General features: G+C 38.2%; 22 protein-coding genes, 16 tRNA genes and 3 rRNA genes. 37 read left to right on the top strand and 4 right to left on the bottom strand.

The window, feature by feature from the left end:
* Positions 1-85: 85 nt before the first annotated feature.
* The 20 genes from AC0L8O_RS19860 (at position 86) to AC0L8O_RS19765 (ending at position 7,180) form a co-directional block, all read left to right on the top strand.
* Positions 86-1,636 (top strand): 16S ribosomal RNA (locus AC0L8O_RS19860).
* 226 nt (positions 1,637-1,862) lie between these two features.
* Positions 1,863-4,791 (top strand): 23S ribosomal RNA (locus tag AC0L8O_RS19855).
* Positions 4,792-4,913: 122 nt separating this feature from the next.
* Positions 4,914-5,029, top strand: a 5S ribosomal RNA gene (gene rrf / locus AC0L8O_RS19850).
* The 16S, 23S and 5S rRNA genes sit together here with 16 tRNA genes alongside, the layout of an rRNA operon.
* Before the next feature lie 9 nt (positions 5,030-5,038).
* Positions 5,039-5,113: transfer RNA gene (locus tag AC0L8O_RS19845), tRNA-Asn, on the top strand.
* Between the two features lie 4 nt (positions 5,114-5,117).
* Positions 5,118-5,208, top strand: a tRNA-Ser gene (locus tag AC0L8O_RS19840).
* 19 nt (positions 5,209-5,227) lie between these two features.
* A tRNA-Glu gene (locus AC0L8O_RS19835) sits at positions 5,228-5,302 on the top strand.
* 8 nt (positions 5,303-5,310) lie between these two features.
* Positions 5,311-5,386, top strand: a tRNA-Val gene (locus AC0L8O_RS19830).
* A 10-nt stretch (positions 5,387-5,396) separates the two neighbouring features.
* Positions 5,397-5,473: transfer RNA gene (locus AC0L8O_RS19825), tRNA-Met, on the top strand.
* Positions 5,474-5,551: 78 nt separating this feature from the next.
* A tRNA-Asp gene (locus AC0L8O_RS19820) sits at positions 5,552-5,628 on the top strand.
* Between the two features lie 172 nt (positions 5,629-5,800).
* Positions 5,801-5,873 (top strand) — tRNA-Phe (locus AC0L8O_RS19815).
* Positions 5,874-5,893: 20 nt separating this feature from the next.
* Positions 5,894-5,966 (top strand) — tRNA-Thr (locus AC0L8O_RS19810).
* 11 nt (positions 5,967-5,977) lie between these two features.
* Positions 5,978-6,061 (top strand) — tRNA-Tyr (locus AC0L8O_RS19805).
* 27 nt (positions 6,062-6,088) lie between these two features.
* Positions 6,089-6,162 (top strand) — tRNA-Trp (locus tag AC0L8O_RS19800).
* 15 nt (positions 6,163-6,177) lie between these two features.
* Positions 6,178-6,253 (top strand) — tRNA-His (locus AC0L8O_RS19795).
* A gap of 114 nt (positions 6,254-6,367) precedes the next feature.
* A tRNA-Gln gene (locus AC0L8O_RS19790) sits at positions 6,368-6,442 on the top strand.
* A 59-nt stretch (positions 6,443-6,501) separates the two neighbouring features.
* Positions 6,502-6,576 (top strand) — tRNA-Gly (locus tag AC0L8O_RS19785).
* 8 nt (positions 6,577-6,584) lie between these two features.
* Positions 6,585-6,658: transfer RNA gene (locus tag AC0L8O_RS19780), tRNA-Cys, on the top strand.
* A gap of 13 nt (positions 6,659-6,671) precedes the next feature.
* A tRNA-Leu gene (locus AC0L8O_RS19775) sits at positions 6,672-6,760 on the top strand.
* A 17-nt stretch (positions 6,761-6,777) separates the two neighbouring features.
* Positions 6,778-6,859: transfer RNA gene (locus tag AC0L8O_RS19770), tRNA-Leu, on the top strand.
* Positions 6,860-6,976: 117 nt separating this feature from the next.
* The gene (locus AC0L8O_RS19765) at positions 6,977-7,180 is read left to right on the top strand and encodes a hypothetical protein (protein WP_473444790.1); all 204 of its coding nucleotides are present in this window, start codon (positions 6,977-6,979) and stop codon (positions 7,178-7,180) included.
* Positions 7,181-7,737: 557 nt separating this feature from the next.
* On the opposite strand, the gene AC0L8O_RS19760 is transcribed toward AC0L8O_RS19765, so the two are convergent.
* Complete coding sequence (locus tag AC0L8O_RS19760) at positions 7,738-8,031, bottom strand: hypothetical protein (protein WP_473444788.1); 294 nt, start codon at positions 8,029-8,031, stop codon at positions 7,738-7,740.
* A 632-nt stretch (positions 8,032-8,663) separates the two neighbouring features.
* Here AC0L8O_RS19760 and AC0L8O_RS19755 point away from each other — a divergent pair.
* The 8 genes from AC0L8O_RS19755 (at position 8,664) to AC0L8O_RS19720 (ending at position 16,954) form a co-directional block, all read left to right on the top strand.
* Positions 8,664-9,050 carry a hypothetical protein gene (locus AC0L8O_RS19755; RefSeq protein ID WP_473444786.1) on the top strand — a complete coding sequence of 129 codons (387 nt, stop codon included), beginning with the start codon at positions 8,664-8,666 and terminating at the stop codon, positions 9,048-9,050.
* A gap of 15 nt (positions 9,051-9,065) precedes the next feature.
* On the top strand, positions 9,066-10,262 hold the full coding sequence (locus AC0L8O_RS19750; protein WP_473444784.1) for an acyl-CoA dehydrogenase family protein: 1,197 nt from the start codon (positions 9,066-9,068) through the stop codon (positions 10,260-10,262).
* A gap of 1 nt (position 10,263) precedes the next feature.
* Positions 10,264-11,169 (top strand): hypothetical protein, encoded by a 906-nt coding sequence (locus tag AC0L8O_RS19745; RefSeq protein ID WP_473444782.1) that lies wholly within the window; start codon positions 10,264-10,266, stop codon positions 11,167-11,169.
* 22 nt (positions 11,170-11,191) lie between these two features.
* On the top strand, positions 11,192-12,073 hold the full coding sequence (locus AC0L8O_RS19740) for a HesA/MoeB/ThiF family protein (RefSeq protein WP_473444779.1): 882 nt from the start codon (positions 11,192-11,194) through the stop codon (positions 12,071-12,073).
* A 24-nt stretch (positions 12,074-12,097) separates the two neighbouring features.
* Positions 12,098-14,371, top strand: coding sequence for an MMPL family transporter (locus AC0L8O_RS19735; protein ID WP_473444776.1), 2,274 nt, complete (start codon positions 12,098-12,100; stop codon positions 14,369-14,371).
* Between the two features lie 164 nt (positions 14,372-14,535).
* The gene (locus tag AC0L8O_RS19730; RefSeq protein ID WP_473444774.1) at positions 14,536-14,868 is read left to right on the top strand and encodes a hypothetical protein; all 333 of its coding nucleotides are present in this window, start codon (positions 14,536-14,538) and stop codon (positions 14,866-14,868) included.
* A gap of 521 nt (positions 14,869-15,389) precedes the next feature.
* A complete protein-coding gene (locus AC0L8O_RS19725; RefSeq protein WP_473444772.1) occupies positions 15,390-15,911 on the top strand; it encodes a metallophosphoesterase in 522 nt (173 codons plus the stop codon).
* The gene (locus AC0L8O_RS19720) at positions 15,908-16,954 is read left to right on the top strand and encodes a bifunctional metallophosphatase/5'-nucleotidase (RefSeq protein ID WP_473444770.1); all 1,047 of its coding nucleotides are present in this window, start codon (positions 15,908-15,910) and stop codon (positions 16,952-16,954) included. The genes AC0L8O_RS19725 and AC0L8O_RS19720 overlap by 4 nt, the downstream gene beginning before the upstream one ends.
* A gap of 88 nt (positions 16,955-17,042) precedes the next feature.
* On the opposite strand, the gene AC0L8O_RS19715 is transcribed toward AC0L8O_RS19720, so the two are convergent.
* From AC0L8O_RS19715 to AC0L8O_RS19705, 3 genes are all read right to left on the bottom strand, one after another.
* Positions 17,043-17,321: a YrhK family protein gene (locus tag AC0L8O_RS19715; protein WP_473444768.1), complete on the bottom strand. Its 279-nt coding sequence runs from the start codon at positions 17,319-17,321 to the stop codon at positions 17,043-17,045.
* A gap of 313 nt (positions 17,322-17,634) precedes the next feature.
* Positions 17,635-18,210: a hypothetical protein gene (locus AC0L8O_RS19710; RefSeq protein ID WP_473444766.1), complete on the bottom strand. Its 576-nt coding sequence runs from the start codon at positions 18,208-18,210 to the stop codon at positions 17,635-17,637.
* 15 nt (positions 18,211-18,225) lie between these two features.
* Positions 18,226-18,885 carry a hypothetical protein gene (locus AC0L8O_RS19705; RefSeq protein ID WP_473444764.1) on the bottom strand — a complete coding sequence of 220 codons (660 nt, stop codon included), beginning with the start codon at positions 18,883-18,885 and terminating at the stop codon, positions 18,226-18,228.
* A 290-nt stretch (positions 18,886-19,175) separates the two neighbouring features.
* On the opposite strand from AC0L8O_RS19705, the gene AC0L8O_RS19700 reads away from it, so the two are divergent.
* The 9 genes from AC0L8O_RS19700 (at position 19,176) to AC0L8O_RS19660 (ending at position 25,490) form a co-directional block, all read left to right on the top strand.
* Entirely contained in the window at positions 19,176-19,748 is a 573-nt protein-coding gene (locus AC0L8O_RS19700; RefSeq protein ID WP_473444762.1) for a hypothetical protein, read from the top strand.
* 10 nt (positions 19,749-19,758) lie between these two features.
* On the top strand, positions 19,759-19,983 hold the full coding sequence (locus tag AC0L8O_RS19695; RefSeq protein ID WP_473444760.1) for a DUF6792 domain-containing protein: 225 nt from the start codon (positions 19,759-19,761) through the stop codon (positions 19,981-19,983).
* Between the two features lie 290 nt (positions 19,984-20,273).
* On the top strand, positions 20,274-20,846 hold the full coding sequence (locus AC0L8O_RS19690) for a hypothetical protein (RefSeq protein ID WP_473444758.1): 573 nt from the start codon (positions 20,274-20,276) through the stop codon (positions 20,844-20,846).
* A gap of 10 nt (positions 20,847-20,856) precedes the next feature.
* Positions 20,857-21,066, top strand: coding sequence for a DUF6792 domain-containing protein (locus tag AC0L8O_RS19685; protein WP_473444756.1), 210 nt, complete (start codon positions 20,857-20,859; stop codon positions 21,064-21,066).
* A gap of 275 nt (positions 21,067-21,341) precedes the next feature.
* Positions 21,342-21,911, top strand: a complete 570-nt coding sequence (locus AC0L8O_RS19680; RefSeq protein ID WP_473444754.1) for a hypothetical protein — start codon at positions 21,342-21,344, stop codon at positions 21,909-21,911.
* Positions 21,912-21,921: 10 nt separating this feature from the next.
* Entirely contained in the window at positions 21,922-22,047 is a 126-nt protein-coding gene (locus tag AC0L8O_RS19675) for a hypothetical protein (protein WP_473444752.1), read from the top strand.
* Positions 22,048-22,436: 389 nt separating this feature from the next.
* A complete protein-coding gene (locus tag AC0L8O_RS19670; protein ID WP_226530778.1) occupies positions 22,437-23,009 on the top strand; it encodes a hypothetical protein in 573 nt (190 codons plus the stop codon).
* Between the two features lie 11 nt (positions 23,010-23,020).
* The gene (locus AC0L8O_RS19665) at positions 23,021-25,153 is read left to right on the top strand and encodes a DUF6792 domain-containing protein (protein ID WP_473444750.1); all 2,133 of its coding nucleotides are present in this window, start codon (positions 23,021-23,023) and stop codon (positions 25,151-25,153) included.
* Between the two features lie 7 nt (positions 25,154-25,160).
* The gene (locus AC0L8O_RS19660; protein WP_473444747.1) at positions 25,161-25,490 is read left to right on the top strand and encodes a hypothetical protein; all 330 of its coding nucleotides are present in this window, start codon (positions 25,161-25,163) and stop codon (positions 25,488-25,490) included.
* Positions 25,491-25,594: the final 104 nt, after the last annotated feature.

Genomic DNA, 25,594 nt, shown 5'->3' with positions numbered 1-25,594 from the left:
AACAAAACCAAGCGTGCCAACGTTAATTTCGATTAACAAAAACGTACTATATAGTACAAATTTTTTATGAGCTATATCAAACACTTTATTGGAGAGTTTGATCCTGGCTCAGGACGAACGCTGGCGGCGTGCCTAATACATGCAAGTCGAGCGAATCTGAGGGAGCTTGCTCCCAAAGATTAGCGGCGGACGGGTGAGTAACACGTGGGTAACCTGCCTGTAAGATTGGGATAACTCCGGGAAACCGGAGCTAATACCGGATAATATTTTGAACCGCATGGTTCAAAATTGAAAGACGGCTTCGGCTGTCACTTACAGATGGACCCGCGGCGCATTAGCTAGTTGGTGAGGTAACGGCTCACCAAGGCAACGATGCGTAGCCGACCTGAGAGGGTGATCGGCCACACTGGGACTGAGACACGGCCCAGACTCCTACGGGAGGCAGCAGTAGGGAATCTTCCGCAATGGACGAAAGTCTGACGGAGCAACGCCGCGTGAACGATGAAGGCCTTCGGGTCGTAAAGTTCTGTTGTTAGGGAAGAACAAGTACCAGAGTAACTGCTGGTACCTTGACGGTACCTAACCAGAAAGCCACGGCTAACTACGTGCCAGCAGCCGCGGTAATACGTAGGTGGCAAGCGTTGTCCGGAATTATTGGGCGTAAAGCGCGCGCAAGGCGGTTTCTTAAGTCTGATGTGAAAGCCCACGGCTCAACCGTGGAGGGTCATTGGAAACTGGGGAACTTGAGTGCAGAAGAGGAGAGTGGAATTCCACGTGTAGCGGTGAAATGCGTAGAGATGTGGAGGAACACCAGTGGCGAAGGCGACTCTCTGGTCTGTAACTGACGCTGAGGCGCGAAAGCGTGGGGAGCGAACAGGATTAGATACCCTGGTAGTCCACGCCGTAAACGATGAGTGCTAAGTGTTAGAGGGTTTCCGCCCTTTAGTGCTGCAGCAAACGCATTAAGCACTCCGCCTGGGGAGTACGGTCGCAAGACTGAAACTCAAAGGAATTGACGGGGGCCCGCACAAGCGGTGGAGCATGTGGTTTAATTCGAAGCAACGCGAAGAACCTTACCAGGTCTTGACATCCTTCGCTACTTCTAGAGATAGAAGGTTCCCCTTCGGGGGACGAAGTGACAGGTGGTGCATGGTTGTCGTCAGCTCGTGTCGTGAGATGTTGGGTTAAGTCCCGCAACGAGCGCAACCCTTGATCTTAGTTGCCAGCATTCAGTTGGGCACTCTAAGGTGACTGCCGGTGACAAACCGGAGGAAGGTGGGGATGACGTCAAATCATCATGCCCCTTATGACCTGGGCTACACACGTGCTACAATGGATGGTACAAAGGGCTGCAAGACTGCGAAGTCAAGCGAATCCCATAAAACCATTCTCAGTTCGGATTGCAGGCTGCAACTCGCCTGCATGAAGCCGGAATCGCTAGTAATCGCGGATCAGCATGCCGCGGTGAATACGTTCCCGGGCCTTGTACACACCGCCCGTCACACCACGAGAGTTTGTAACACCCGAAGTCGGTGGGGTAACCGTAAGGAGCCAGCCGCCTAAGGTGGGACAGATGATTGGGGTGAAGTCGTAACAAGGTAGCCGTATCGGAAGGTGCGGCTGGATCACCTCCTTTCTAAGGATATGAGGTACGCTTGGTATTTTGTTTAGTTTTGAGAGATCATACGATCTTTCAATAAGTAAGAAAATACATAGGAGTGAAAATGCATTCAGCATTTGAGTATCCTGTGATTTATGTTCCTTGAAAACTAGATAACGAAAACAATTCAAGTAATTCACTGAGTTTAAACGCTTAGTTTAGTGATTCTCTTAATAATGTAAGTGACATCTTTGATGTCAAAGGTTAAGTTGTTAAGGGCGCACGGTGGATGCCTTGGCACTAGGAGCCGATGAAGGACGGTACTAACACCGATATGCTTCGGGGAGCTGTAAGTAAGCTTTGATCCGGAGATTTCCGAATGGGGAAACCCACTGCTCGTAATGGAGTAGTATTTTCACCTGAATACATAGGGTGATAAAGGCAGACCCGGGGAACTGAAACATCTAAGTACCCGGAGGAAGAGAAAGCAAACGCGATTTCCTGAGTAGCGGCGAGCGAAACGGAATTAGCCCAAACCAAGAGGCTTGCCTCTTGGGGTTGTAGGACACTCTATACGGAGTTACAAAGGAACGGAGTAAATGAAGAGGTCTGGAAAGGCCCGTCAAAGAAGGTAACAACCCTGTAGTTGAAACTTCGTTCCCTCCAGAGTGGATCCTGAGTACGGCGGGACACGAGAAATCCCGTCGGAAGCAGGGAGGACCATCTCCCAAGGCTAAATACTCCCTAGTGACCGATAGTGAACCAGTACCGTGAGGGAAAGGTGAAAAGCACCCCGGAAGGGGAGTGAAAGAGATCCTGAAACCGTGTGCCTACAAGTAGTCAAAGCCCGTTAATGGGTAATGGCGTGCCTTTTGTAGAATGAACCGGCGAGTTACGATCCCGTGCAAGGTTAAGTTGATAAGACGGAGCCGCAGCGAAAGCGAGTCTGAATAGGGCGAATGAGTACGTGGTCGTAGACCCGAAACCAGGTGATCTACCCATGTCCAGGGTGAAGTTCAGGTAACACTGAATGGAGGCCCGAACCCACGCACGTTGAAAAGTGCGGGGATGAGGTGTGGGTAGCGGAGAAATTCCAATCGAACCTGGAGATAGCTGGTTCTCTCCGAAATAGCTTTAGGGCTAGCCTTGAAATGAGAGTCTTGGAGGTAGAGCACTGATTGGACTAGGGGCCCCCATCGGGTTACCGAATTCAGTCAAACTCCGAATGCCAAAGACTTATGTTCAGGAGTCAGACTGCGAGTGATAAGATCCGTAGTCAAGAGGGAAACAGCCCAGACCACCAGCTAAGGTCCCAAAGTATACGTTAAGTGGAAAAGGATGTGGAGTTGCTTAGACAACCAGGATGTTGGCTTAGAAGCAGCCACCATTTAAAGAGTGCGTAATAGCTCACTGGTCGAGTGACTCTGCGCCGAAAATGTACCGGGGCTAAACGTATCACCGAAGCTGTGGACTGTTCTTACGAACAGTGGTAGGAGAGCGTTCTAAGGGCTGAGAAGCCAGACCGTAAGGACTGGTGGAGCGCTTAGAAGTGAGAATGCCGGTATGAGTAGCGAAAGAGGGGTGAGAATCCCCTCCACCGAATGCCTAAGGTTTCCTGAGGAAGGCTCGTCCGCTCAGGGTTAGTCGGGACCTAAGCCGAGGCCGAAAGGCGTAGGCGATGGCCAACAGGTAGAAATTCCTGTACCACCTCCTCACCATTTGAGCAATGGGGGGACGCAGAAGGATAGGGTAAGCGCGCTGTTGGATATGCGCGTCCAAGCAGTTAGGCTGACAATGAGGCAAATCCCATTGTCACATAAGCTGAGCTGTGATGGCGAGGGAACTATAGTACCGAAGTTCCTGATTCCACACTGCCAAGAAAAGCCTCTAGCGAGGTGAGAGGTGCCCGTACCGCAAACCGACACAGGTAGGCGAGGAGAGAATCCTAAGGTGAGCGAGAGAACTCTCGTTAAGGAACTCGGCAAAATGACCCCGTAACTTCGGGAGAAGGGGTGCTTTTTAGGGTGAATAGCCCGGAAAAGCCGCAGTGAATAGGCCCAGGCGACTGTTTAGCAAAAACACAGGTCTCTGCGAAGCCGCAAGGCGAAGTATAGGGGCTGACGCCTGCCCGGTGCTGGAAGGTTAAGGGGAGAGGTTAGCGCAAGCGAAGCTTTGAACCGAAGCCCCAGTAAACGGCGGCCGTAACTATAACGGTCCTAAGGTAGCGAAATTCCTTGTCGGGTAAGTTCCGACCCGCACGAAAGGCGTAACGATCTGGGCACTGTCTCAACGAGAGACTCGGTGAAATTATAGTACCTGTGAAGATGCAGGTTACCCGCGACAGGACGGAAAGACCCCGTGGAGCTTTACTGTAGCCTGATATTGAATTTTGGTACAGCTTGTACAGGATAGGTAGGAGCCTGAGAAGCCGGAGCGCCAGCTTCGGTGGAGGCGTCGGTGGGATACTACCCTGGCTGTATTGAAATTCTAACCCGCGAGCCTTATCGGCTTGGGAGACAGTGTCAGGTGGGCAGTTTGACTGGGGCGGTCGCCTCCTAAAATGTAACGGAGGCGCCCAAAGGTTCCCTCAGAATGGTTGGAAATCATTCGTAGAGTGTAAAGGCACAAGGGAGCTTGACTGCGAGACCTACAAGTCGAGCAGGGACGAAAGTCGGGCTTAGTGATCCGGTGGTTCCGCATGGAAGGGCCATCGCTCAACGGATAAAAGCTACCCCGGGGATAACAGGCTTATCTCCCCCAAGAGTCCACATCGACGGGGAGGTTTGGCACCTCGATGTCGGCTCATCGCATCCTGGGGCTGTAGTCGGTCCCAAGGGTTGGGCTGTTCGCCCATTAAAGCGGTACGCGAGCTGGGTTCAGAACGTCGTGAGACAGTTCGGTCCCTATCCGTCGTGGGCGTAGGAAATTTGAGAGGAGCTGTCCTTAGTACGAGAGGACCGGGATGGACGCACCGCTGGTGTACCAGTTGTCTTGCCAAAGGCATAGCTGGGTAGCTATGTGCGGAAGGGATAAGTGCTGAAAGCATCTAAGCATGAAGCCCCCCTCAAGATGAGATTTCCCATCACATTAGTGAGTAAGATCCCTGAAAGATGATCAGGTTGATAGGTCAGAGGTGGAAGCGCGGTGACGTGTGGAGCTGACTGATACTAATCGATCGAGGACTTAACCTAACAATAAAGCGAATGCTTAGTGAATTGAATTGTGTATCGTTATCTAGTTTTGAAGGAATATAAAAGTGAAAAAACACTTGAAATATTCCCAACATATAGTATAATAATTTTTGTCACAAATGTCTGGTGATGAAGGCGAAGAGGTCACACCCGTTCCCATGCCGAACACGGAAGTTAAGCTCTTCAGCGCCGATGGTAGTTGGGGGTTTCCCCCTGTGAGAGTAGGACGTTGCCAAGCTGTGATTATTCCGCAGTAGCTCAGTGGTAGAGCTATCGGCTGTTAACCGATCGGTCGCAGGTTCGAGTCCTGCCTGCGGAGCCATTTTGGAGAGCTGTCCGAGTGGCCGAAGGAGCACGATTGGAAATCGTGTATACGCTAACCGCGTATCAAGGGTTCAAATCCCTTGCTCTCCGCCACAATTTCTATTATACATAAGGCCCATTGGTCAAGCGGTTAAGACACCGCCCTTTCACGGCGGTAACACGGGTTCGAATCCCGTATGGGTCACCATTAAAATCGGAGGATTAGCTCAGCTGGGAGAGCACCTGCCTTACAAGCAGGGGGTCGGCGGTTCGATCCCGTCATCCTCCACCATATATATTATCGCGGGGTGGAGCAGTCTGGTAGCTCGTCGGGCTCATAACCCGAAGGTCGCAGGTTCAAATCCTGTCCCCGCAACCAATTTAAGTTGACGACGCTACGTCGATTATTCTTCATAGCGAGGCAACATAGTAGTGCTGTAAAGTGCAACCAAATAATGGTCCGGTAGTTCAGTTGGTTAGAATGCCTGCCTGTCACGCAGGAGGTCGCGGGTTCGAGTCCCGTCCGGACCGCCATTATTTTTAAAAAGTTTTACTCATATATTATGTATAGAGTAAAAGGGTTTCAATAAGCAAGAAGGTCGAAGAAGTGACTGAGCGAACACCGCAGCGTATGACCATACGTGAGGATGTGAGCGATGGAGCTGATGAAGAGATTCGAAGCTTAGTGGAAGCCGAAAACTGTATTGGCTCGGTAGCTCAGTTGGTAGAGCAATGGACTGAAAATCCATGTGTCGGCGGTTCGATTCCGTCCCGAGCCACCTTTTATTTTTAATTTAATGCCGGTGTAGCTCAATTGGTAGAGCAACTGACTTGTAATCAGTAGGTTGGGGGTTCAAGTCCTCTCGCCGGCACTCTCTAAAGTGGAGGGGTAGCGAAGTGGCTAAACGCGGCGGACTGTAAATCCGCTCCTTAGGGTTCGGCAGTTCGAATCTGCCCCCCTCCACCATTTTCATTTGTAAATAAACCTTCATTTAGGGGCATAGTTTAACGGTAGAATAGAGGTCTCCAAAACCTTTGGTGTGGGTTCGATTCCTACTGCCCCTGCCAATTTCAATTATAGTGGCGATTGTGGCGAAGTGGTTAACGCATCGGATTGTGGTTCCGACATTCGTGGGTTCGATTCCCATCAGTCGCCCCATTTATATAGCTAAGTAAATAGGATACATTCGATCAGTTGATCTTCAAATTTAAATCCAAAAAACACTTGGTTATCGATAGATTTCATGAAGAAGATTCGAAGAAGCTTATTCAATGGGCTATAGCCAAGCGGTAAGGCATCGCACTTTGACTGCGACATGCGTTGGTTCGAATCCAGCTAGCCCAGCCATTTTTTTAACACATTTTTAGTCTAATTGCATAGGCTAAACCATATAGATAAGTAAGATCGCGGAAGTAGTTCAGTGGTAGAACACCACCTTGCCAAGGTGGGGGTCGCGGGTTCGAATCCCGTCTTCCGCTCCAATTAAAATGGCGGCATAGCCAAGTGGTAAGGCAGAGGTCTGCAAAACCTTTATCACCGGTTCAAATCCGGTTGCCGCCTCCATTTTAACACCCTTGCCGGGGTGGCGGAACTGGCAGACGCACAGGACTTAAAATCCTGCGGTAGGTGACTACCGTACCGGTTCGATTCCGGTCCTCGGCACCATTTGTACTTAATCCTTTGCCAGTGTGGCGGAATTGGCAGACGCGCACGACTCAAAATCGTGTTCCTTCGGGAGTGTCGGTTCGACCCCGACCACTGGTATCTAAATGCTATATAATCAAGGCTCCAACATATGTTGGGGTCTTTTTTGTATTTTTTCTACACGACTAAAATAATCGAAAATCGTATGCGGTGAGTCGTGTGCGTAGGAGGTTGTTTATGAGAAGACGTGTAGAATTAACAGAAGAAGAATTAAAGATTATTAAAAAGAAAATTAGTGAAGAGGAAGCTTTCGAAAAGTTCTTTAAGGAATGCTACCTACGAAATTTAAGACCAGCGACAATCGAATATTACAAAAATGAATTTCATGGTGCAAAGAAAATCATTAATAAACAATTAGTTGAATGGAAACAGAAAGAATAGAAGATCTAATCCTTCAAAGCAAACAAATAATGAAAGTTACTACAATTAATACCCGATTACGTGCATTCAGAGCATTTTACACTTTCTTATATAAGAATAAGCTCATCGAAAATTAACTTCGTTCCATTTAATACTAGAGCGACAAATAATTACTCTGAAAGAACCTCAACAGCATACCTATTAAACAGATTTATGAACCCAAATGAAAGTCAGTTCTTTTCGTACAGAGGAAAAGAAGTGAACGAAGATTTTTTAGCTATTTCTGATTTGATACAACTCTTGTTTAGAGGATGTATTAGAAATGATAAACCAATGTATTGCTACTTTTCGTCATCAAGAATGAGAAAGCTTTTAAATCAATGGATAAACTTCGAAATTTAAGACACTTTTAATAGGTGAAAAACCAAGAGGGACATTAGAGTCTCTCTTGGCTAAGTGAATATTACTTTTTCTTAAAGAATTTTACTAGTTTAAAAACTAAAAATCCTATTAAAGAAACAATAATTAAGAATAATAGGAGTCCTACTGGACTGAAAGTGATCATATTTTCTCATCCCTTATAATGCATATAAACTAAATGAACCGCTTGTGGTTGTAATTCTAGTATAAGCATTTGTGTAAGTATATCCAACAGCAAGAGCACTATATTTTACAGTCTCATCCATAGACCAGGAAGTTTTCGTTTCTTTGCTGCTACATTTAGAACCACCATAGACTATAGCTACATAAGTACCACTATATACTATAGCTACATAAGTACCACTATTACCTAAAGTTCCATAAGCAACATTTGTTAGACAAGTCTCTATTTTTTTCACCCTTGAAGATCCTGCTTTAATCCTACTAGTCATCTTTCCTCGATAACTATGATTTAAATAATTAATATTTCCATAAACTGTTCCGGAAAAACTAACTTTAACATTATAAGATGTGATTGGTACCTGAACCTAATTTGATTGCATAGGTCTGAATTGGACTAGTTTGTGCATCGTTATTGTTAGATTCAGTGTTAAATGTAGAATATGCCCTTACAAATTCAGCGTCTTCTTCCGAAAAAGGTTCATTTAATTCATAGGTTGAATTAATTTGCTCAAATCTTTTAGAAATTTTGAAAACAAAACAAATTTTGATATACAAAGTACTCAGAAAACTTCTATCACACCATCATGAGAAAGCGTATACATTAAAGAGGATATATTACAATTACATTACAAAAATGTATGGAGTTGAAATATTTATTATAGGCCATTAGGAGGTTAAAGATATGGTATGAAATGACTAAAAGTCATCAATGTCAGTACATATAATTGATGCTCTTAACTAATTGTAAAAAATTTGTAAAAATTTTATTTCAAATCTTCAAATATGTTAAAAATTTCATGTGCTTACATTAGTTGACATTTCCTGTGACGGATTGTTTAATGAAATAGGAATTTTGTGCTAGGCCTACACAAGTTCAAATATACCAAAGGAGGAATAACAATTGATTTATACTTCAAGAGAGTCTGCAGTAGCTGTTTTCGAAGAATTATTTACTATTTTAATTCATGATGAATACGTTAATTCAAAATTGAGAGAAGCAAATTTGGATGTAAGGATTGTGCATAAAAACCCTGATTTTGAAGTGTATTTTTCTCCTGATAAAGTTCTTGTTGATTCAGATATTAATAATGCCGCGATTTCTATTAAAATGTCATGTGATACTGCCCATTCACTTTGGCGGGGGGAACTGTTAATGCCTTTAGCGTTAGCAATGGGAAAAGTAAGAATTAAAGGGAGCATTCCTAAGGTATTAGAATTTGTACCAATGTTAGAGCCAGCATTTAATAGATACGATGAAATTTATAACAAGCATACAAGTTTAGTATAAATGGAGGAGAGTTCTTTGTTTACTTTACCGAAGGAGATAGAGGAGTTAAGAGTATTAGTAAGAGACTTTGCACAAAACAAAGTAAAACCAATTGTAAGAGAATTAGATCAAGCACCAGCTGACGATTTTAATTGGGAAATTGTTCGAGAAGGCGCAAAGTTGGGATTGCATCGTTTACCGATTCCAAAAGAATATGGTGGATTAGGATATGGCATATTAGGGACATCTGTTGCAATGGAAGAACTTGCCGCTGTTGATGCAGGTACTGCATTAATATTTGGGGCTACAATGTTAGGGCAGGCTCCGATTCTTTTATCAGCTGATCGGGAATTACAAAATCGATTTTTACCACTATTTTCAAGTGATAAGCCTGTATTAGCATCAAACGCAATAACGGAACCTGATGCTGGATGCGATCTATTAATACCAGAAAATGCAAAATATGCAATGAATGTACTTTCCGCTAGAAAAGAAGGTAATGAATATGTAATTAATGGGGTTAAAAAGTATATTACAAATGCAAGAGTTGGTAAGTTTGCTTGTGTTTATGCAAATCTAGAACATTATGTAGGTGCAGAGGGCCTAACGTGCTTTGTTATTCCATTAGATAGCGATGGTGTAACGTTTAATGGTATTGCAGATAAAATGGGCTACAGGTCATGCTTAGGAACAGAAATAGTCTTTAATGATGTGCGAGTTCCCGCTGAAAACATCATTGGTGGAGAAGGAAATGGGATGCTTATTTCTGTTCAACAAATGAATATGGCCAGAGGAACAGTTGCTGCCATTTCAACGGGGATTGCAAGAGGTGCTTTCGAATTAGCAACTGAATGGGCAGGTGAACGTATTCAGGGTGGTAAAAAGTTATACGAACACCAATTCACTGCTCGAAAACTAGCAGAAATGGCTACAAAAATTGAAGCAGCGCGATTATTATACTTAAAAGCCTCCTTTGAAGCAGATAATTCATTACCGGCTCCAGTGTTTGAACCAGCTGTTGCTAAATTATATGCTGATCGGATCGCTATTGAAGTAGCAGAGGAAGCAATGTCGGTAATGGGAGCTAGAGGGTATATTAGAGACCATCATCTTGAGAAGTTTATGAGAGAAGCGTTGGGGGCTCGAATTTATGAAGGAACACCAGAAGTACTTGCATTAGCGATTACTGATTTCTTATATCAAGAAGATAAAATTGAAGAGGCAGTCTGGTAAGATGCAAAATGCTCATGTTACGTCTAATACTGAGCGTTATATTAGGGAAATAGTCGATAATCAAGATCATTTAACATATCACTCATTACTTGATGAGTGTACGTTAGAAAAGACTTTATATCAAAAGATAGATCGATTTGGATTATCAACAATCGCTATTAAAAATGAAGATTTATTACAGCATCAATTACTAGGTATCATGTCCTTCCGATTAAGTGAATATTTAAAATTAGATTGGATAGATCCTAACCTGGTTTACCAGCAAAAAATATTCCATGAGCCGCTTCAGCAGGCACATGGTGAAGATATTCATCTTGTCACAATGAATCACCAAACAGGCGAAATTATTTGTTACCTTTGTATTTATTCGATGGAGAGGTATAAAGGATTAACATATTTATGCATGGAAACAGAAGATAGACCTCTGTTTCCATGCGAAATTGCCCATGGGAAACATATTTTTAATGAGCTTGAATGGCTTCAAAGTGTACCCATTAATACCGTAAGAGAGCTTAAGCGATTTGTAAAGAGTAAACAAAAGGATACTTTTGGACATCGTGTTTCTCTGGAGCTTTTAGCAGGATTAGCATATGTTACAAGATTGTTACAAGAAACACCAACAGGATTAACCGCTTATGTAGGAGATTTAGAATTAACAGGAGCTTTTCGTCATATTAAGTTACTAGGTTTGGATGTTACTGTAATTGAAAATACGAGACCTGATTTATCTAAGCAAGACTTATTTTACCGTATGTATGAAAAGCGAAAAAAAGTGCTACCCTTTGTCATCCAACTACCTGAAAGTACGGAAGAGGTATGCTCGAAAGAAGGAATGCTTACTAAGTTATTAGAAGGGAAACAAACGATTTCTTCTTCATTAAGGAAACTAGTCCGTTCAAGAAGCTAATCGAAAAAAGGAGGGTGGATGTATGAAAGCAATAGCTGAAAAGCAATGCCAACTAAATGAAACGGATTTTTATATCCAATTAATTGAACGAAATGGTACATTTGTTAGACAAGATGTACAGGAAAAATTAAAAAGTTCATGCATACTAGTTGCCGGATGTGGCTCAACAGGCGGGGCAAGTGTTGAACCTTTAGTACGTTTGGGAGCAACTAAGTTTATCCTTGCTGATAATGGAGCATATGAATTAAATAATTTAAATCGGCAATCTGCGTTTTTAGCGGATCTTGATCGGAATAAAGCAGAGGTTATGAAAGACAGAATTCTTTCTATAAACCCTTATTGTGAAGTAAGGGTTTATAAAGAGGGAATTACAGAGGAGAATGTTAGTCTTTGTGTTCAAGATGCTGACATTGTTATCGACGGTGTAGATGTAACAGAACGCGCAGGTTGGCAAGCGAAATGGTTGTTACACGAATATGCTGCAACCTATAAAAGGTCAGTTATTACTGGCTGGGATATTGGGCCAACTCAATATGTACAGTACTTTAATTATCAAAATCGAACTGATCCATTTTATTCAAAAATTAATAAAATGGATATTAGTGAGCTTGATATTTTTAAAATCTTATATAAAGTTTTACCGATCCAAGCTATTTCTCTTGAAATGCTTGAAGATCTAGAACGTAATTGGAAGAAAGAAGAGTACCACGTTCCCCAGATAGTTTATACATCAATGCTTTTTGGAGCCATATCTTCCAGATTAGTTATTGATATTTTAGCTGGAAAGAAACTAACAGAGCATGCAGCAATTGATTTGCAATATTTGTTTTTAAGCAAAGGTAATAAATTTAAATTATCATTAAAAAAGTATAAAAAAGTACTATCTTTAGTAAAAGAACTATAGCCTGTAAAAAAGAAAGGAGCTTTTATGCATAACTTTTTCAATTTTCTGAGTACTATCATATCAAAACTAAGGTGGGGAATCGTTACCATATGGGTGGTTATCCTCATTGCAGCTGGGATATTTGCTGGTCAATTGACCCCACTTCTTAGTGGAGGAGGTTGGACTGTTGATGGCTCTGATTCTTTAAAAACAAATGAGTTGCTTTCTAAGGATTTTACAGGTCGTTCAGGAACATCCATTACCTTAGTAGTTAGAGATAATGAGAATGAAGTTGAAACCGAAGAGTATCAGCAGAATCTACAGGAAACGATTGACTATATTGAGGACAATGAAAAATTAGAACTAGCAAGTATGTATACATACCTAAATGCACCTGAAGATGCAAAGGGTAGTCTAGTTGGTGACGAAAACACCACTGTAGCATTTATTGGGTTTAATGAGGACGACGGTTTTGCTAGAAACGAATTACCTTCTCTTCAAGAGGATATTAAAAGTCATTTTAAAGATAGTGATCTTGAAATCTATCTTGTAGGTGCTGCCTCGTTTTGGGGAGAAATTAATGTATTGAGCCAAGAGGGACTAGCAAAGGCTGAATTAATTACCTTACCCCTGGTGCTTATCATATTATTATTAGTATTCGGATCATTGGTTGCTGCACTAACTCCTTTAATTGTTGCTGTTGCATCGGTAGTGACAACTTTAGGAATCATGACATTTATTGCACAGCAAACAGAGCTTTCCATATTCGTAACAAATGCTGCTACAATGCTTGGTCTTGGAGTAGGAATTGATTATTCATTATTTATGGTAAACCGTTTTAGGGAAGAAATAGCAAAGCACGGCGATAAGAAGAAGGCTCTAACGACTACATTGAAAACTGCAGGCGATGCTGTTTTCTTTTCAGCACTAACTATTATTGCGTGTATGTCAGTATTATTCATGGTTGATTTAGGAGTTATTCAATCGATTGCATTAGGAGCAATTGCAATTGTTGCAATAACATTGCTTGTAAGCTTAACGTTACTACCTGCAGTTTTGTATATTTTAGGTGCTAATATTAATAAAGGGAAAATTTCTTTTTTATCAAGAAAAAAAGATGGAAAACCGAGGCTCTGGTACAACTGGTCACATAAAATAATGAAGAGACCTGTGTTATTTTTAGTTCTTTCCTTGGTAGTTTTAGGTGTGATGGCGATACCTTCCAAAGATTTAAACACATTTACACCTGATGCAAGAATTTTACCGGAAGAATCTGATTCACGAATGGGTTATGAAATAATTCAAGAAGATTTTGGCGAAGGCTACACATCACCTGTTTATGTTACAGTGGAAACTAGTGGTGATAACTTTGAACAGATAGAATACGTTGAATATCTTAGTAACCTATCTGAACGGTTAAGTGAACTAGATCATGTAGATATTATTAATTCTCTGCCAGTTATTTTCAATAATACTGATTCAGACACAATTGTTCAGACACTAAAAGGGTTAGATCAAGTTCCTGAGGAATTACAAGGGTTAGTCAACCGCTATTTAGATGTTGAGAAAAAGGTTGCGATTATTGAGGTTATTCCTGAACATGCTGCTGCTTCGGAGGAAACGAGAAGTTTAGTAGCTGAGATTAAAAAGGAAATAAAAGATGTTAATACGCCTGAAAACATAAACACATATGTTGGTGGAGAAACAGCGGAAGGAATAGATAGTAATCAGGTAATTGAAGGCAGCTTTACAAAGGTGCTTGTTGTTATGCTCATCATCGGATACTTTATTCTTTTACTAACATTTAAAAGTGTATGGTTACCGTTAAAAGCAATTCTAATGAATTTAGTATCCCTTGGTGCAACTTATGGAATTCTCATTTTTGTGTTTCAATATGGTAACGGTTCGGGATTATTAAATTTCACCCCTGCTGATTATGTGCAAAATTTTGTTCCAATCTTACTACTTACATTATTATTTAGTCTAAGTACTGACTATGAAGTATTTTTAATTAGCAGAATAAAAGAGGATTATGAAAAAGGGTTTGATAATGAAGAAAGTGTTGCTACAGGCTTACAGGCAACTGCACCAATGATATCCGGTGCTGCTATCCTTATGATCGCTGTATTTGGTGCATTTACAATTACTAGTGTCTTACCAATCCAGCAATTAGGTTTAGGGATGGCCGTTGCAATCGCAATTGATGCAACGATAATTCGATTAATCTTAGTTCCTGTATCGATGCGGTTACTAGGGGATTTAAACTGGTGGTTCCCAGGCAAAAAGATAAAGAAACAATCCAGTGAAGTTGCAAAGTAGACAATTATTATTGAAAAATGATTTCATCTCCGATAAAAACGGGACAGAGGTAGAACCTCGTCTCGTTTTTTAATCTTTTAGAAAATAATTTTAGTTATTGTAGAATTGAAATATAATTTGGAGACCAAGGTGAAAGCAATTATAGACCATTACAAGATTATCTTTTGCTTAACTCTATCTCGAAGAAAGAGTACTTTGAAAGTATAAGAGAAATTCTTTCTTTTGCAAAAATTGAGCTAGAAAGTTTAACTCAGCTTTCTAATAAAGAAATTAAAAGTCAATTTTATAATCATATTAGTTCCAACAGCAGTGAGTACTCAAAAAATTTCATAGCAATGAGTGATATACTTCCTCCGTATGAATGCAGTGGACTTAATAATTTATTATATGAAGCATTAACTGATTTAGATAATATAGTTATTGTGGTAGAACAAAAAAAGGGAATGAATGAAAATTATTTAAATCCCTATATGCAAAGAAATTCCCAAAACAACTAGCCATTTTAGAATACGAATTAGAAAAGGTAATTTGAAAAAAGTATTTGCTGGCTCAGAGAATGTCGATGAGTAGCTCTTTGTTGAATTTATCTATTTCGTGCCGGGACATACTTCAAGAGTATAGGCTCACAAATTTAATACTGACAAGGTTTTTGCCACCTATGAAGAAAATTATGACTCAAAATCGTTTTCCTTCGGGGGTGCCTGTTCGGCCCCGACCACTGTTATCTAATAATGGAATAAACTTTTGTTAAGGTTAATGCTTTGAGCAATCAAAGCATTGACCTTTTATGTGCTTTATATAGGAGAAGTAAAGTGCTAATCGTATAGATAATGATTTCCAATTATTGACAACTCAATGCCACTATGTCTTCATTTTTATCATCTTCACAGTAAAATAATTTCAAAAACATTGCTAAATTAAAATGATTTTCAAAACCTTAATAAAAGTTTACCCTCCTTTAAGATTGGATTAACGGACGAATGCTACGATAAAAGTATTCGAAAGGGGGAACTGATTCATGTATTTATTGCACGTGAAGAAAGTGTTACTTCTTTTATTATTTGCCTTATTTATTGTAGGGGGTTCTGTTTATGCTGCTACGTCGATCAATTATGATTCTAATGATTCGCTTCAAGTGCAGTTAATAGGTGTGAATGATTTACATGGGCACCTTGATACGTATAGTCATTTCAATGGAAAAAAAGTCGGTGGAGCTGGTTATTTATCTGCTTACATTAACAAGTATCGTCAAGAACATGAGCATACTCTTCTTATTCATGCTGGTGATATGGTTGGGGGCAGTCCACCTATATCCTCTCTTCTTCAAGATGAACCAACAATGGAGTATTTAGATCTCTTACAGTTTGATGTAGGAACAATAGGGAACCATGAGCTAGATGAGGGGGTCGATGAAATGAAACGACTTCTAATTGGAGGCTTTCATCCAATTACTGGCTACTTCCCAGGATCAAAAACCCCTATATATCTGCTAATATCATCGATAAAAAAACAAATAGGCATGTGTTTCCACCATATTTGATTAAAGAAATTGACGGGATTAACATTGGTTTTATTGGTGTTGTCACAACCGATACAAATTTATATATTCCCCCTGAACATCGTGATTCGATAAAAATCACTGACGAAGTAACAGCAATTAATAAAGCAGCTGATGAGTTGAAAAAACAAGGAGTTAAGTCGATTGTTGTTCTTGGTCATATATCCTCCAAATCAAATCTTGATGGTACCCAACCGGATGAGGACTTTGCTAAAATGGCTCCTGATATCAATGATGAAGTAGATATTCTTTTTGGTGCACATAACCATCAGTACACAAATACAGTTGTAGACAATAAGCTTATTGTTCAAGCCTACTCATATGGAAAAGCATTCTCCCAGGTCAACATAGGTATCGATAAAAAATCAAAAGACATCATTCATAAAAAAGCAGAAATCATTCTTACTGACCACGAACGAGTCAAACCAGACGCGGATGCAATTGAACTTATTCATAAATACAAACAAAAAACAGATACCTATGTAAATCAAGTTGTTGGCACATTACCTGATGAGGTCTCAAAAAAGAAAAACAAAGATGGATTTTTTCCTTTAGGAAGCATGATCGCAGATTCATACAAAGCAAATATGAACACAGACTTTGCGTTTGTGCATCAAGGAGGTGTGAGGGGGAGCCTTAACAAAGGGGCTGTAAAAAGGAAAGATCTCCTAACCATATTACCTTTTGGACACAAACTCGTATCCACTTCCTTAACTGGAGATCAAATAAAAAAAGTTCTTGAACAGCAATGGAGAGTAAATGAAAAAGAAAATATATTACAAGTCTCGGGTTTTTCTTATACGTATGACAATCAGGCTCCTATTGGCAACAGAATAAAGTCTTTGAAAGAAACAAACGGAAAAATCATTGAACGTGATAAAACATACACCGTCGCTATAACGGATTACTTATCCTTTGGTGGAGATGGATTTATGTCGTTTGAAGAGGGAACAGTAATAGAAGAAGGGCCATTAGATGTGGAGGCATTTGCTGAGTTTATAAAGGTGCAAAGAACTAAAAAATAGAAACTTATAAAAATATAAAAGAAGAAACCTTGGCATAGCACAGGGTTTCTTCGTCTTCTAAAAAAAGGGTTATATAAAGATCTAATAACTATGATTCAGAATTACGAACTTTTTTCAGATGGAATCTCTTGATGAATTGGATCATAGGTCTAATAAAAAATAGTGCACTTCCCACGATAAACATCCAAATAGCATATGTTTCTAATGGTTTCCAAAGAAAGAGCACACTACCAATTAGAAAACAGAGGGCTATAAAAATATCATTAAGGTTATAAAAGAATTCATAACGTTCATTAATAGTAATTTCGTGCTGACCAATTTGTACATCAATGTAATTAGGCTCATTATCCACTTTAAATTGTTTCACACTTTCATCTCCCTTGTAAGGATTATTCCCAGTGTGAATAGCAAAAAAACATCGGTGTTTACTTAATTTCCTTAAACAAAGGGTGTACAAGTTTCAAATAAGTTATGCGTATAATATTTGTTTCAATCCTCTGGTATCTACATTATGAACAACAAAATATTTTGATCTCCATTTATTGAAAATATATTTCTAAAAAATATACAGTAGAAGCCTGGATAATGCACCTTACCCTATATCAAAACTACATTTTCTAAATCGTTTTTCTTTGCATGTAGGATTATTGGCTGTCTTATACGAATGCCAAAATCTCGGTTCAATACTCAATCCAAAACCCCGCAATATTCAACCCCTTCATTTCCTCAACACTTCCATCATCATTTGCAAGTTTCATAGAACCTTTTGCAAACAAGAAATAAGTATCAAACGAGTAATCTTCAACTGATAAAATTTCCACCTTAGTTGTCAATAAGTCATCTGGTGTTGTCACGGAAGTCATTTTTACACATTCAAATCTTTGTACACACTGATACATATCCTTGCTGTTTATGTATTCCTGGAATGAATTTGGGTGGGTTGGAATTCTAAGTATATTAAAAGAAAAGATTAAAAGGACAAAGATTATGAAAGTTTTCCAATTTTTGCTTTCTTCTTCTTTAGGTTTTAAACATAGAACCAAACCCATCATGGAATAGAGAGCAATCCACATCACCCAATATAGATCAAAGATAATGACGATAAAGACGGATATCATTGTCCCGAAGTGCAAGTAGCGGGCTAAGGTTGAGAGTGATTCTGAACGAAACCTGCTCCAGTCATCTTTTTCAGCTTTAATAAATATTTGAAAGAAGTATATAATCACAACGATGACCATAAATGCAATATCCCACAAAAAAATCACCTCTTTTTATAACTTTCTAATCTTATCTTCAGCCTGTATGATGATATTCACATAGGATGCTGTGCCATTTTCAATATGATTTTTTATATTTGAAACATCAATCACCGTCTCGATTTTCACCTGTTTGTTTTCTTTTGCCTCCATGTTTACCTTGTATGGTGCGTTCATTCCTAAGAGTGAGATCATTTTTACATCTTCTTCGAATGGATATGTTTCATAAAAGTCGATGTTGAATGAAACCTTATGATTACTGTAGTTCTTAAATGAGAATTCACAAATAGCTTTCATGTTGTTGTCAGAAATCATATCAAAACTGCATTCACTTGTTTCTACTTCATAGGAAATAGCATAAATACCTGTTGCGAATGTTTTTTGATAAGTATCTGCAAGGAAGTGAGGTAAAAACAGAGCGAAAACAATGCCAAGCAGTACAAAGCGTCCTTTATGTTTTTTTAGAGATTTTGATAATACGATAAGACTGGTGATTAGAAAAAGTAATGAAGTGATTCCAACAATATGTAAGCCGTTTATCGTTTGAATTGGAATATTTAATATGGAAACAACTGATTCACCGTAAGGATATTTATGTGGAAAAGGAAAGTTTAAAGCAATTGAAATTGCAAAGAGAATTAGAGAAAGAAATAGCAGTTTTTTATTTTTTAACATAATAGCCTCTCAGATACTTAGAATTTGTAATAAGAAACTTATAACGCGGATTTGTTTGTATTTTTATGGAATTATATAATATTTTACCACAAATATCCAAAAATAACCTGGACCTATATTCCGAATAGTAAATAACTCCTCAATTTTAAAAAATCTAATTTCATCATTTAATCTACTGGAAATATATGATAATAATGTAGTGTTAAAGGAAATCGAAAGGGGTCACACGAATGCGATCAAGGCTAATCTACGCCCTAATATGTACATTGGTTTTTATAGGAGGATGTAGTATGGAAAAAGAATTGCCAAATACAGCTGCGTTTCAGGATGAGTTTACTAGTAGCTTGTTAGATTCCACTGAAGAAGTCGAAGAGGGGCACTATTTATTGGAATCAGAAACAGATGGATATTCCATGCTTTGGCCTAAAAATGCCGTAACAGATGGTCCTCCATTTTATCAAAGAACAAAAGATAGTTTTGAAAAAATTCAATTTTATGAAAGAAACGAAAAAGAAAATTATGATTTCTCATTTAGCACAACCTATTCAACATATGGTGAAAGTGTAATTGATTCCAGTCTAAGCATTTTGAGTGATTCAGTTCGTTACAATGGAGAATATGAAAAAATTGAAACGGACAAAACTCGAATTTATTTTGCGAAATCTGAAAAGACTTTTGAAGAAGAGAAAGCTTACTTCTACTTTGGTTACATTACATCAAAAGAAGGTCTGAAAGGATTAGAATATATATATTCAGCTGAATGTATGGATAGCTCTAAGTCTAATTGTAATATTGATATTAAAAAAGAAGAAGAGAAGGCATTACATTATATGAAAACAGTAAAATTTAATAAAGATGAATAGAGGTAGTAAAATGAGTAATGAAGAATTACTAAATACTGATATTCTTAGAGCAAGGGTAATGGATTTGGAATATGAAAATCTAACAAACAAAGAAGTCGAAAGTGAAATAAGACGTATTTATTATGAAGAGACTGGAAAGCAGTTATCAACTGATGTGACTGTATATCGTTCCGATGATGTTCTAAAAGAACATAAAAAGACTATTATTGAGACTGGCCTTTTATTAGCAAGGTAAAGTGAGCTTGCCGATAGAATAATTAAGGACTAGAAAACTATAAACTTCCCCCACATATTAGAATCCCCTTATTACCCTACTAGTAATAAATATCCACATCTCATACATGGTGCCTATATTCCGAATAGTAAATAATTCCTCAATTTTTAAAAATCTAATTTCCTCATTTAATCTACTGGAAAAATATGATAATAATGAAGAGTTAAAGGAAATCGAAAGGGGTCACACGAATGCGATCAAGGCTAATCTACGCCCTAATATGTACATTGGTTTTTATAGGAGGATGTAGTATGGAAAAAGAATTGCCAAATACAGCTGCATTTCAAGATGAGTTTACAAGTAGCTTGTTAGATTCCACTGAAGAAGTCGAAGAAGGGCACTATTTATTAGAATCAGATACAGGTGGATATTCGATGCTTTGGCCTAAGAATGCAATAAACGAAGGACCACCATTTTACCAGAGAACAAAAGATAGCTTTGAAAAAATTATTTTTAACGAGAGAAATGAAAAAGAAAATTATAGATACTCTTTTAGTACAACATATTCAACATATGGTGAAAGTGCAATAGAATCCAGTCTTAACTTATTAAGTAGTTCAGTAGGCTATTATGGTGAATATGAAAAAATCGAAACAGAAAAAACTCGTATTTACTATGCAAAATATGAAGACCCCATGAAACATTCAACAGCTTATGTTTATTTTGGTTATATCTTATCTAAAGAAAGTCAAAAAGGCTTAGAATATATTTATACTGCCCATTGCATAGATAAGTCTAAGCCTAGTTGTGATATAGATGTTGAAAAGGAAGAAGCGAAGGCCTTACATTACATGAAATCAGTAAAATTCAATAAGGATGAATAGAGGTACCAAAATGAGTAATAAAGAGCTTCTTAATACTGATATTCTTAGAGCGAGAATTATGGATCTGGAGTATGAAAATCTTACGGAAAAGGAAGTTGAAAGTGAAATAAAGCGTATTTATTATGAAGAAACTGGAAAGGACTTATCTGCTGATGTGACTATATATCGTTCCGATGATGTTCTCAAAGAACATAGAAAAACTACTATTGCTGTTCGATAGAATAGTTAAGGACTAGAAAACTGTAAGATTATTCCTTGTTCATTAGAATCCCCTTACCCTCTCGCTGGTAAAAATATCCATAACTAATCCAAGATACCTATATTCCAAATAGTAAATAACTCCTCAATTAAAAAAAAAACAAATTTCATCATATAATCTACTGGAAATATATGATAATAGAGTAATGTTAAAGGAAATCGAAAGGGGTCACACGAATGCGATCAAGGCTAATCTACGCCCTAATATGTACATTGGTTTTTATAGGAGGATGTAGTATGGAAAAATTGCCAAATACAGCTGCGTTTCAAGATGAGTTTACAAGTAGCTTGTTAGATTCTACTGAAGAAGTCGAAGAAGGGCACTATTTATTAGAATCAGAAACAGGTGGATATTCCATGCTTTGGCCTAAAAATGCCGTAACAGATGGTCCGCCATTTTATCAAAGAACAAAAGATAGTTTTGAAAAAATTCAATTTTACGATAGAAACGAAAAAGAAAATTATGATCACTCATTTAGCACAACTTATTCAACATACGGAGAGAGTGGGCTCGAATCCAGTCTAAACATATTAAGTAGTGGAGTAAGTTACTTTGGTGAATATGAAGAAATTGAAACAGAAAAGACGCGTATTTATTATGCAAAAAAAGAATTACCTTTAAAACGTTCAACTGCTTACTTCTATTTTGGTTACATTCTTTCGAAAGGAAATGAAAAAGGATTTGAATATATCTATATTGCCCAATGCATAGATGAATCTAAGTCTAGTTGTGCTATAGATGTTGAAAAGGAAGAAGAAAAAGCATTACATTATATGAAATCAGTAAAATTCAATAAGGATGAATAGAGGTAGCAAAATGAGTAATGAAGAACTGCTTAATTCTGATATTCTAAGAGCAAGAATTATGGATCTTGAATATGAAAATCTAACTAACAAAGAATTTGAAAGTAGGCGTATTTATTACAAAGAGACTGGTAAGTAGTTATCTACTAATGCGACTGCATATCGTTCCGATGATGTTCTCAAAGAACATAGAACTACTATTGAGATTGGCTTTTTATGAAACAAAAGCTAGGCAAAGTGAGCTTGTCGATAGAGTAATTAAGTACTAGAAAACTATAAACGTTCCCCACATATATTAGTATCACCTAATCTTCCCACTAGTAATAAATATCCACATCTGAATCATGATGCCTATATTCTGGATAGTAAATAACTCCTCAATTTTCAAAAATCCAATTTCATCATTTAATCTACTGGAAATATATGATAATAATGAAGTGTTATAGGAAATCGAAAGGGGTCACACTAATGCGATCATGGTTAATCTACGCCCTAATTTTCACAATGGTATTTATAGGAGGATGTAGTATGGAAAAGGAATTACCAAACACAGCTGCGTTTCAGGATGAGTTTACTCGTAGCTTGTTAGATTCGACTGAAGAAGTCGAAGAAGGACACTATTTATTAGAATCAGATACAGGTGGATATTCCATGCTATGGCCGAAAAACGCGGTTACGGATGGACCACCATTTTATCAAAGAACAGGAGATAGTTTTGAAAAGATTATTTTTTATGATGTAAATAAAAAAGAAAATTATAACTATCAGTTTAGTACGACTTATTCAACATATGGTGAGAGTTCAATTGAATCAAGTCTAAACATATTAAGTGGCGGAGTGAGTTACTTTGGTGAATACGAAAAAATAGAAACAGACAAAACAAGTATTTACTTTGCGAAATCTGAAGATACTTTTGCAGACATAACGACTTACTTCTTTTTTGGTTATGTAGTTTCAAAAGGAAATGAAAAAGGATTAGAATATATATACTCTGCCGAATGTATAGATGAATCCAAGTCTACATGCAATATCGATGTTAAAAAGGAAGAAGAGAAAGCTTTACATTATATGAAATCAGTAACATTTAATAAAGATGAATAGAGGTAGTAAAAATGAGTAATGAAGAATTACTGAATACTGATATTCTGAGGGCAAGAGTCATGGATCTTGAATATGAAAATCTAACTAACAAAGAAGTTGAAAGTGAAATAAGACGCATTTATTATGAGGAAACTGGGACTAAGTTAACGACTAATGTAACTATATATCGATCTGATGATGTTCTCAAAGATCATAGGAAAGAAAATATAGATAGTGGTTTTGATGGGACAGTTATTCACTTCCAAAGTGAAGAAGAGGAAATCAATCAGTCAATTACAATAACTCGGGGAAGCGAACTAGGAGAAAAGGACACTTGGAAACCTATTGATTGGACGTATAACTTAATGGGCATATTCGTTGGAGGAACTGATAATCAATTCCAAGATGCCAAAAGGTTTGATGATAAAGTAAGTAGTATAATAAAAGACAAAAATAATAAAGTAACTAATTTAGATAGATATGGATATGGCCATTCATTAGGAGGAAACAATATAACACTTTTACAATTGATTCCAGATGATGATGGCGATGTGAGATTTAAACAAGTTTATGCTATAAATGATGCTGCACCTACAGCATATCAACTTGCAGCAATAGATACTAACTTCAGGTCTAAAGTAAAAAGACAATTCAAAATATTACATGATGAAGAAATTTACAACATCCCAGAAAACGAACTAAAAGCCTTCACCGAAGAATACTACAAAAACAAAATCGATGAAACCACCATCAATCACCTTACAGCAGAAGAAGATATGCTATACGGAGTAAGCGGTGTCCGTGGCTTTCTTGAAATCGGCGATCGCAATGGCTTTCTCGATACAGACCCACGTTATGCGGGCATTCGTGAGTTAATCGATAAAATCCCTGATAAAGATTTACGAACGATTCAAATGTTTCTCTCAAATTATTCAACAACATATGACACGGAAGGGATCGATGGTTTTTTGAGAGCTCTTACCGGATTTAATCCGGCTGTTGTTGATTCAATTCTTACTTCTTCAGATGAATTTTCCGAAACAGTTGAAAAGATTCAGAAGTCGGTAGATGGGTTAGAGAAGCCATTTACTGATGTAACGAATGCGGATTCTTTTTTGTCGTTTGCAAAAGAGTCATTGACACTTCCATTTGATTTATTTGGTGCAAACCTAAACCTTCAAAAAGAAGTAGTAACTGGCTTTTTTCAGACAGTCGGAAACTTAACTGGACTAGTTGTTGAGGCTGTTCCGATGATCATCGATATGGCTGAGAAAATGCCTAAGCTTATAAGTAATGTGAAAGTTTTATATCAGAATCTTGATCCGATCCTCCAAGCCTTTGTTGATGTTGGTTTTATTAGTCAGGTTGAAAAAGACCAGATCATTTCTTATGTAAAAGAAATTGAAACAAGTTTAGTAGTAATTCAAACAACGATAGATGAATCGTTAGATCCTTCACTTCTTTTAGCGTTAAACTCAAAAGATCCTATGAATCAAATGAAGGAGATTGCGAAAATTGTTGATGCCTTGCAAACGATAAAAGCTGAGGTAAATGATATTAAAGAAGCACTTGAGGGATTAAAAAATGTAGATACTAGCTTTATGGAGCACTTTAGTGGAAGTGCCCATGCACATGGGCTTGATGCTGTTGTCAATGGACTTTCACAGGATAAAAATATCAGCTATGTTAACAATGATATGTACATGTCACCTGCTGGAAGAGGTGAGATTAAAGTCAATATTTCCTCATCGGTTCGTATTTACCAAAAAGGTCTAGCAATCTCGCAGGAAAAAGAAAGCAATGTTAATAGATTAAAAACTCTATTTAACAGTGAATATATGGATGATTATGATGAAAGAATGCAGCACATCATGACCAAAATACATATGATGGAATCGAATCCAAAGCAGTATTCGTACCTATTAACACAGACCTTTTCATATCCGGTAGGCGGGTATTACGAATTAACGAAAATGAATGTCAATGAACAGCTTCCACCATTGCCGGCAACATTTAATCAATCATTTTCGCAAATGATCGAAACAATTGAGGCTGAAATTGAGAAAGAAAAATTGCTTGTGAAAAAAATTAGAGATTCCATTGAAGATTTATTTTCAGAAGAAGAACGAATATCAAACATGTTTGATTATCATTATGGAGGTTAACAATTTTATGGGTTCATTTACAATAAGCCATAACTTTGCAGAGTCAAAAGAACTGAGCTATAAAGTCACCCCTTTTAAGAGTTCAATTGAAGAAATACGTCATTTAGGGACTGACTTTGCTACATTTATGAAAAAAGAAATGGAACAAGAGAACGGAGAGTTAGTCGTCGCTATTATTCAAGAAATAATCAACCAACATCGCAATCATAACCTTATACTGGACCACTGTGAAGATACATTAACAGCTATGGCCAACAATTATACAAACTATGTAAATGACAGGCGAACACAGGATGTCACCATTTATTATACATTTAATGCTTTTGATGAAAGCTAATTTTGTGAGGACTTACTTAAGGTAGTCCTTTTTATTTGTGCATAAGAATCAGTTTCTTATTTTGAAACATCTCACATATTTATACGTATAATAGGAAGAACTAA

This window comes from Metabacillus sp. KJ11-3 (genome assembly GCF_055808295.1).
This window is presented reverse-complemented; position numbering and strand designations above follow the sequence as displayed.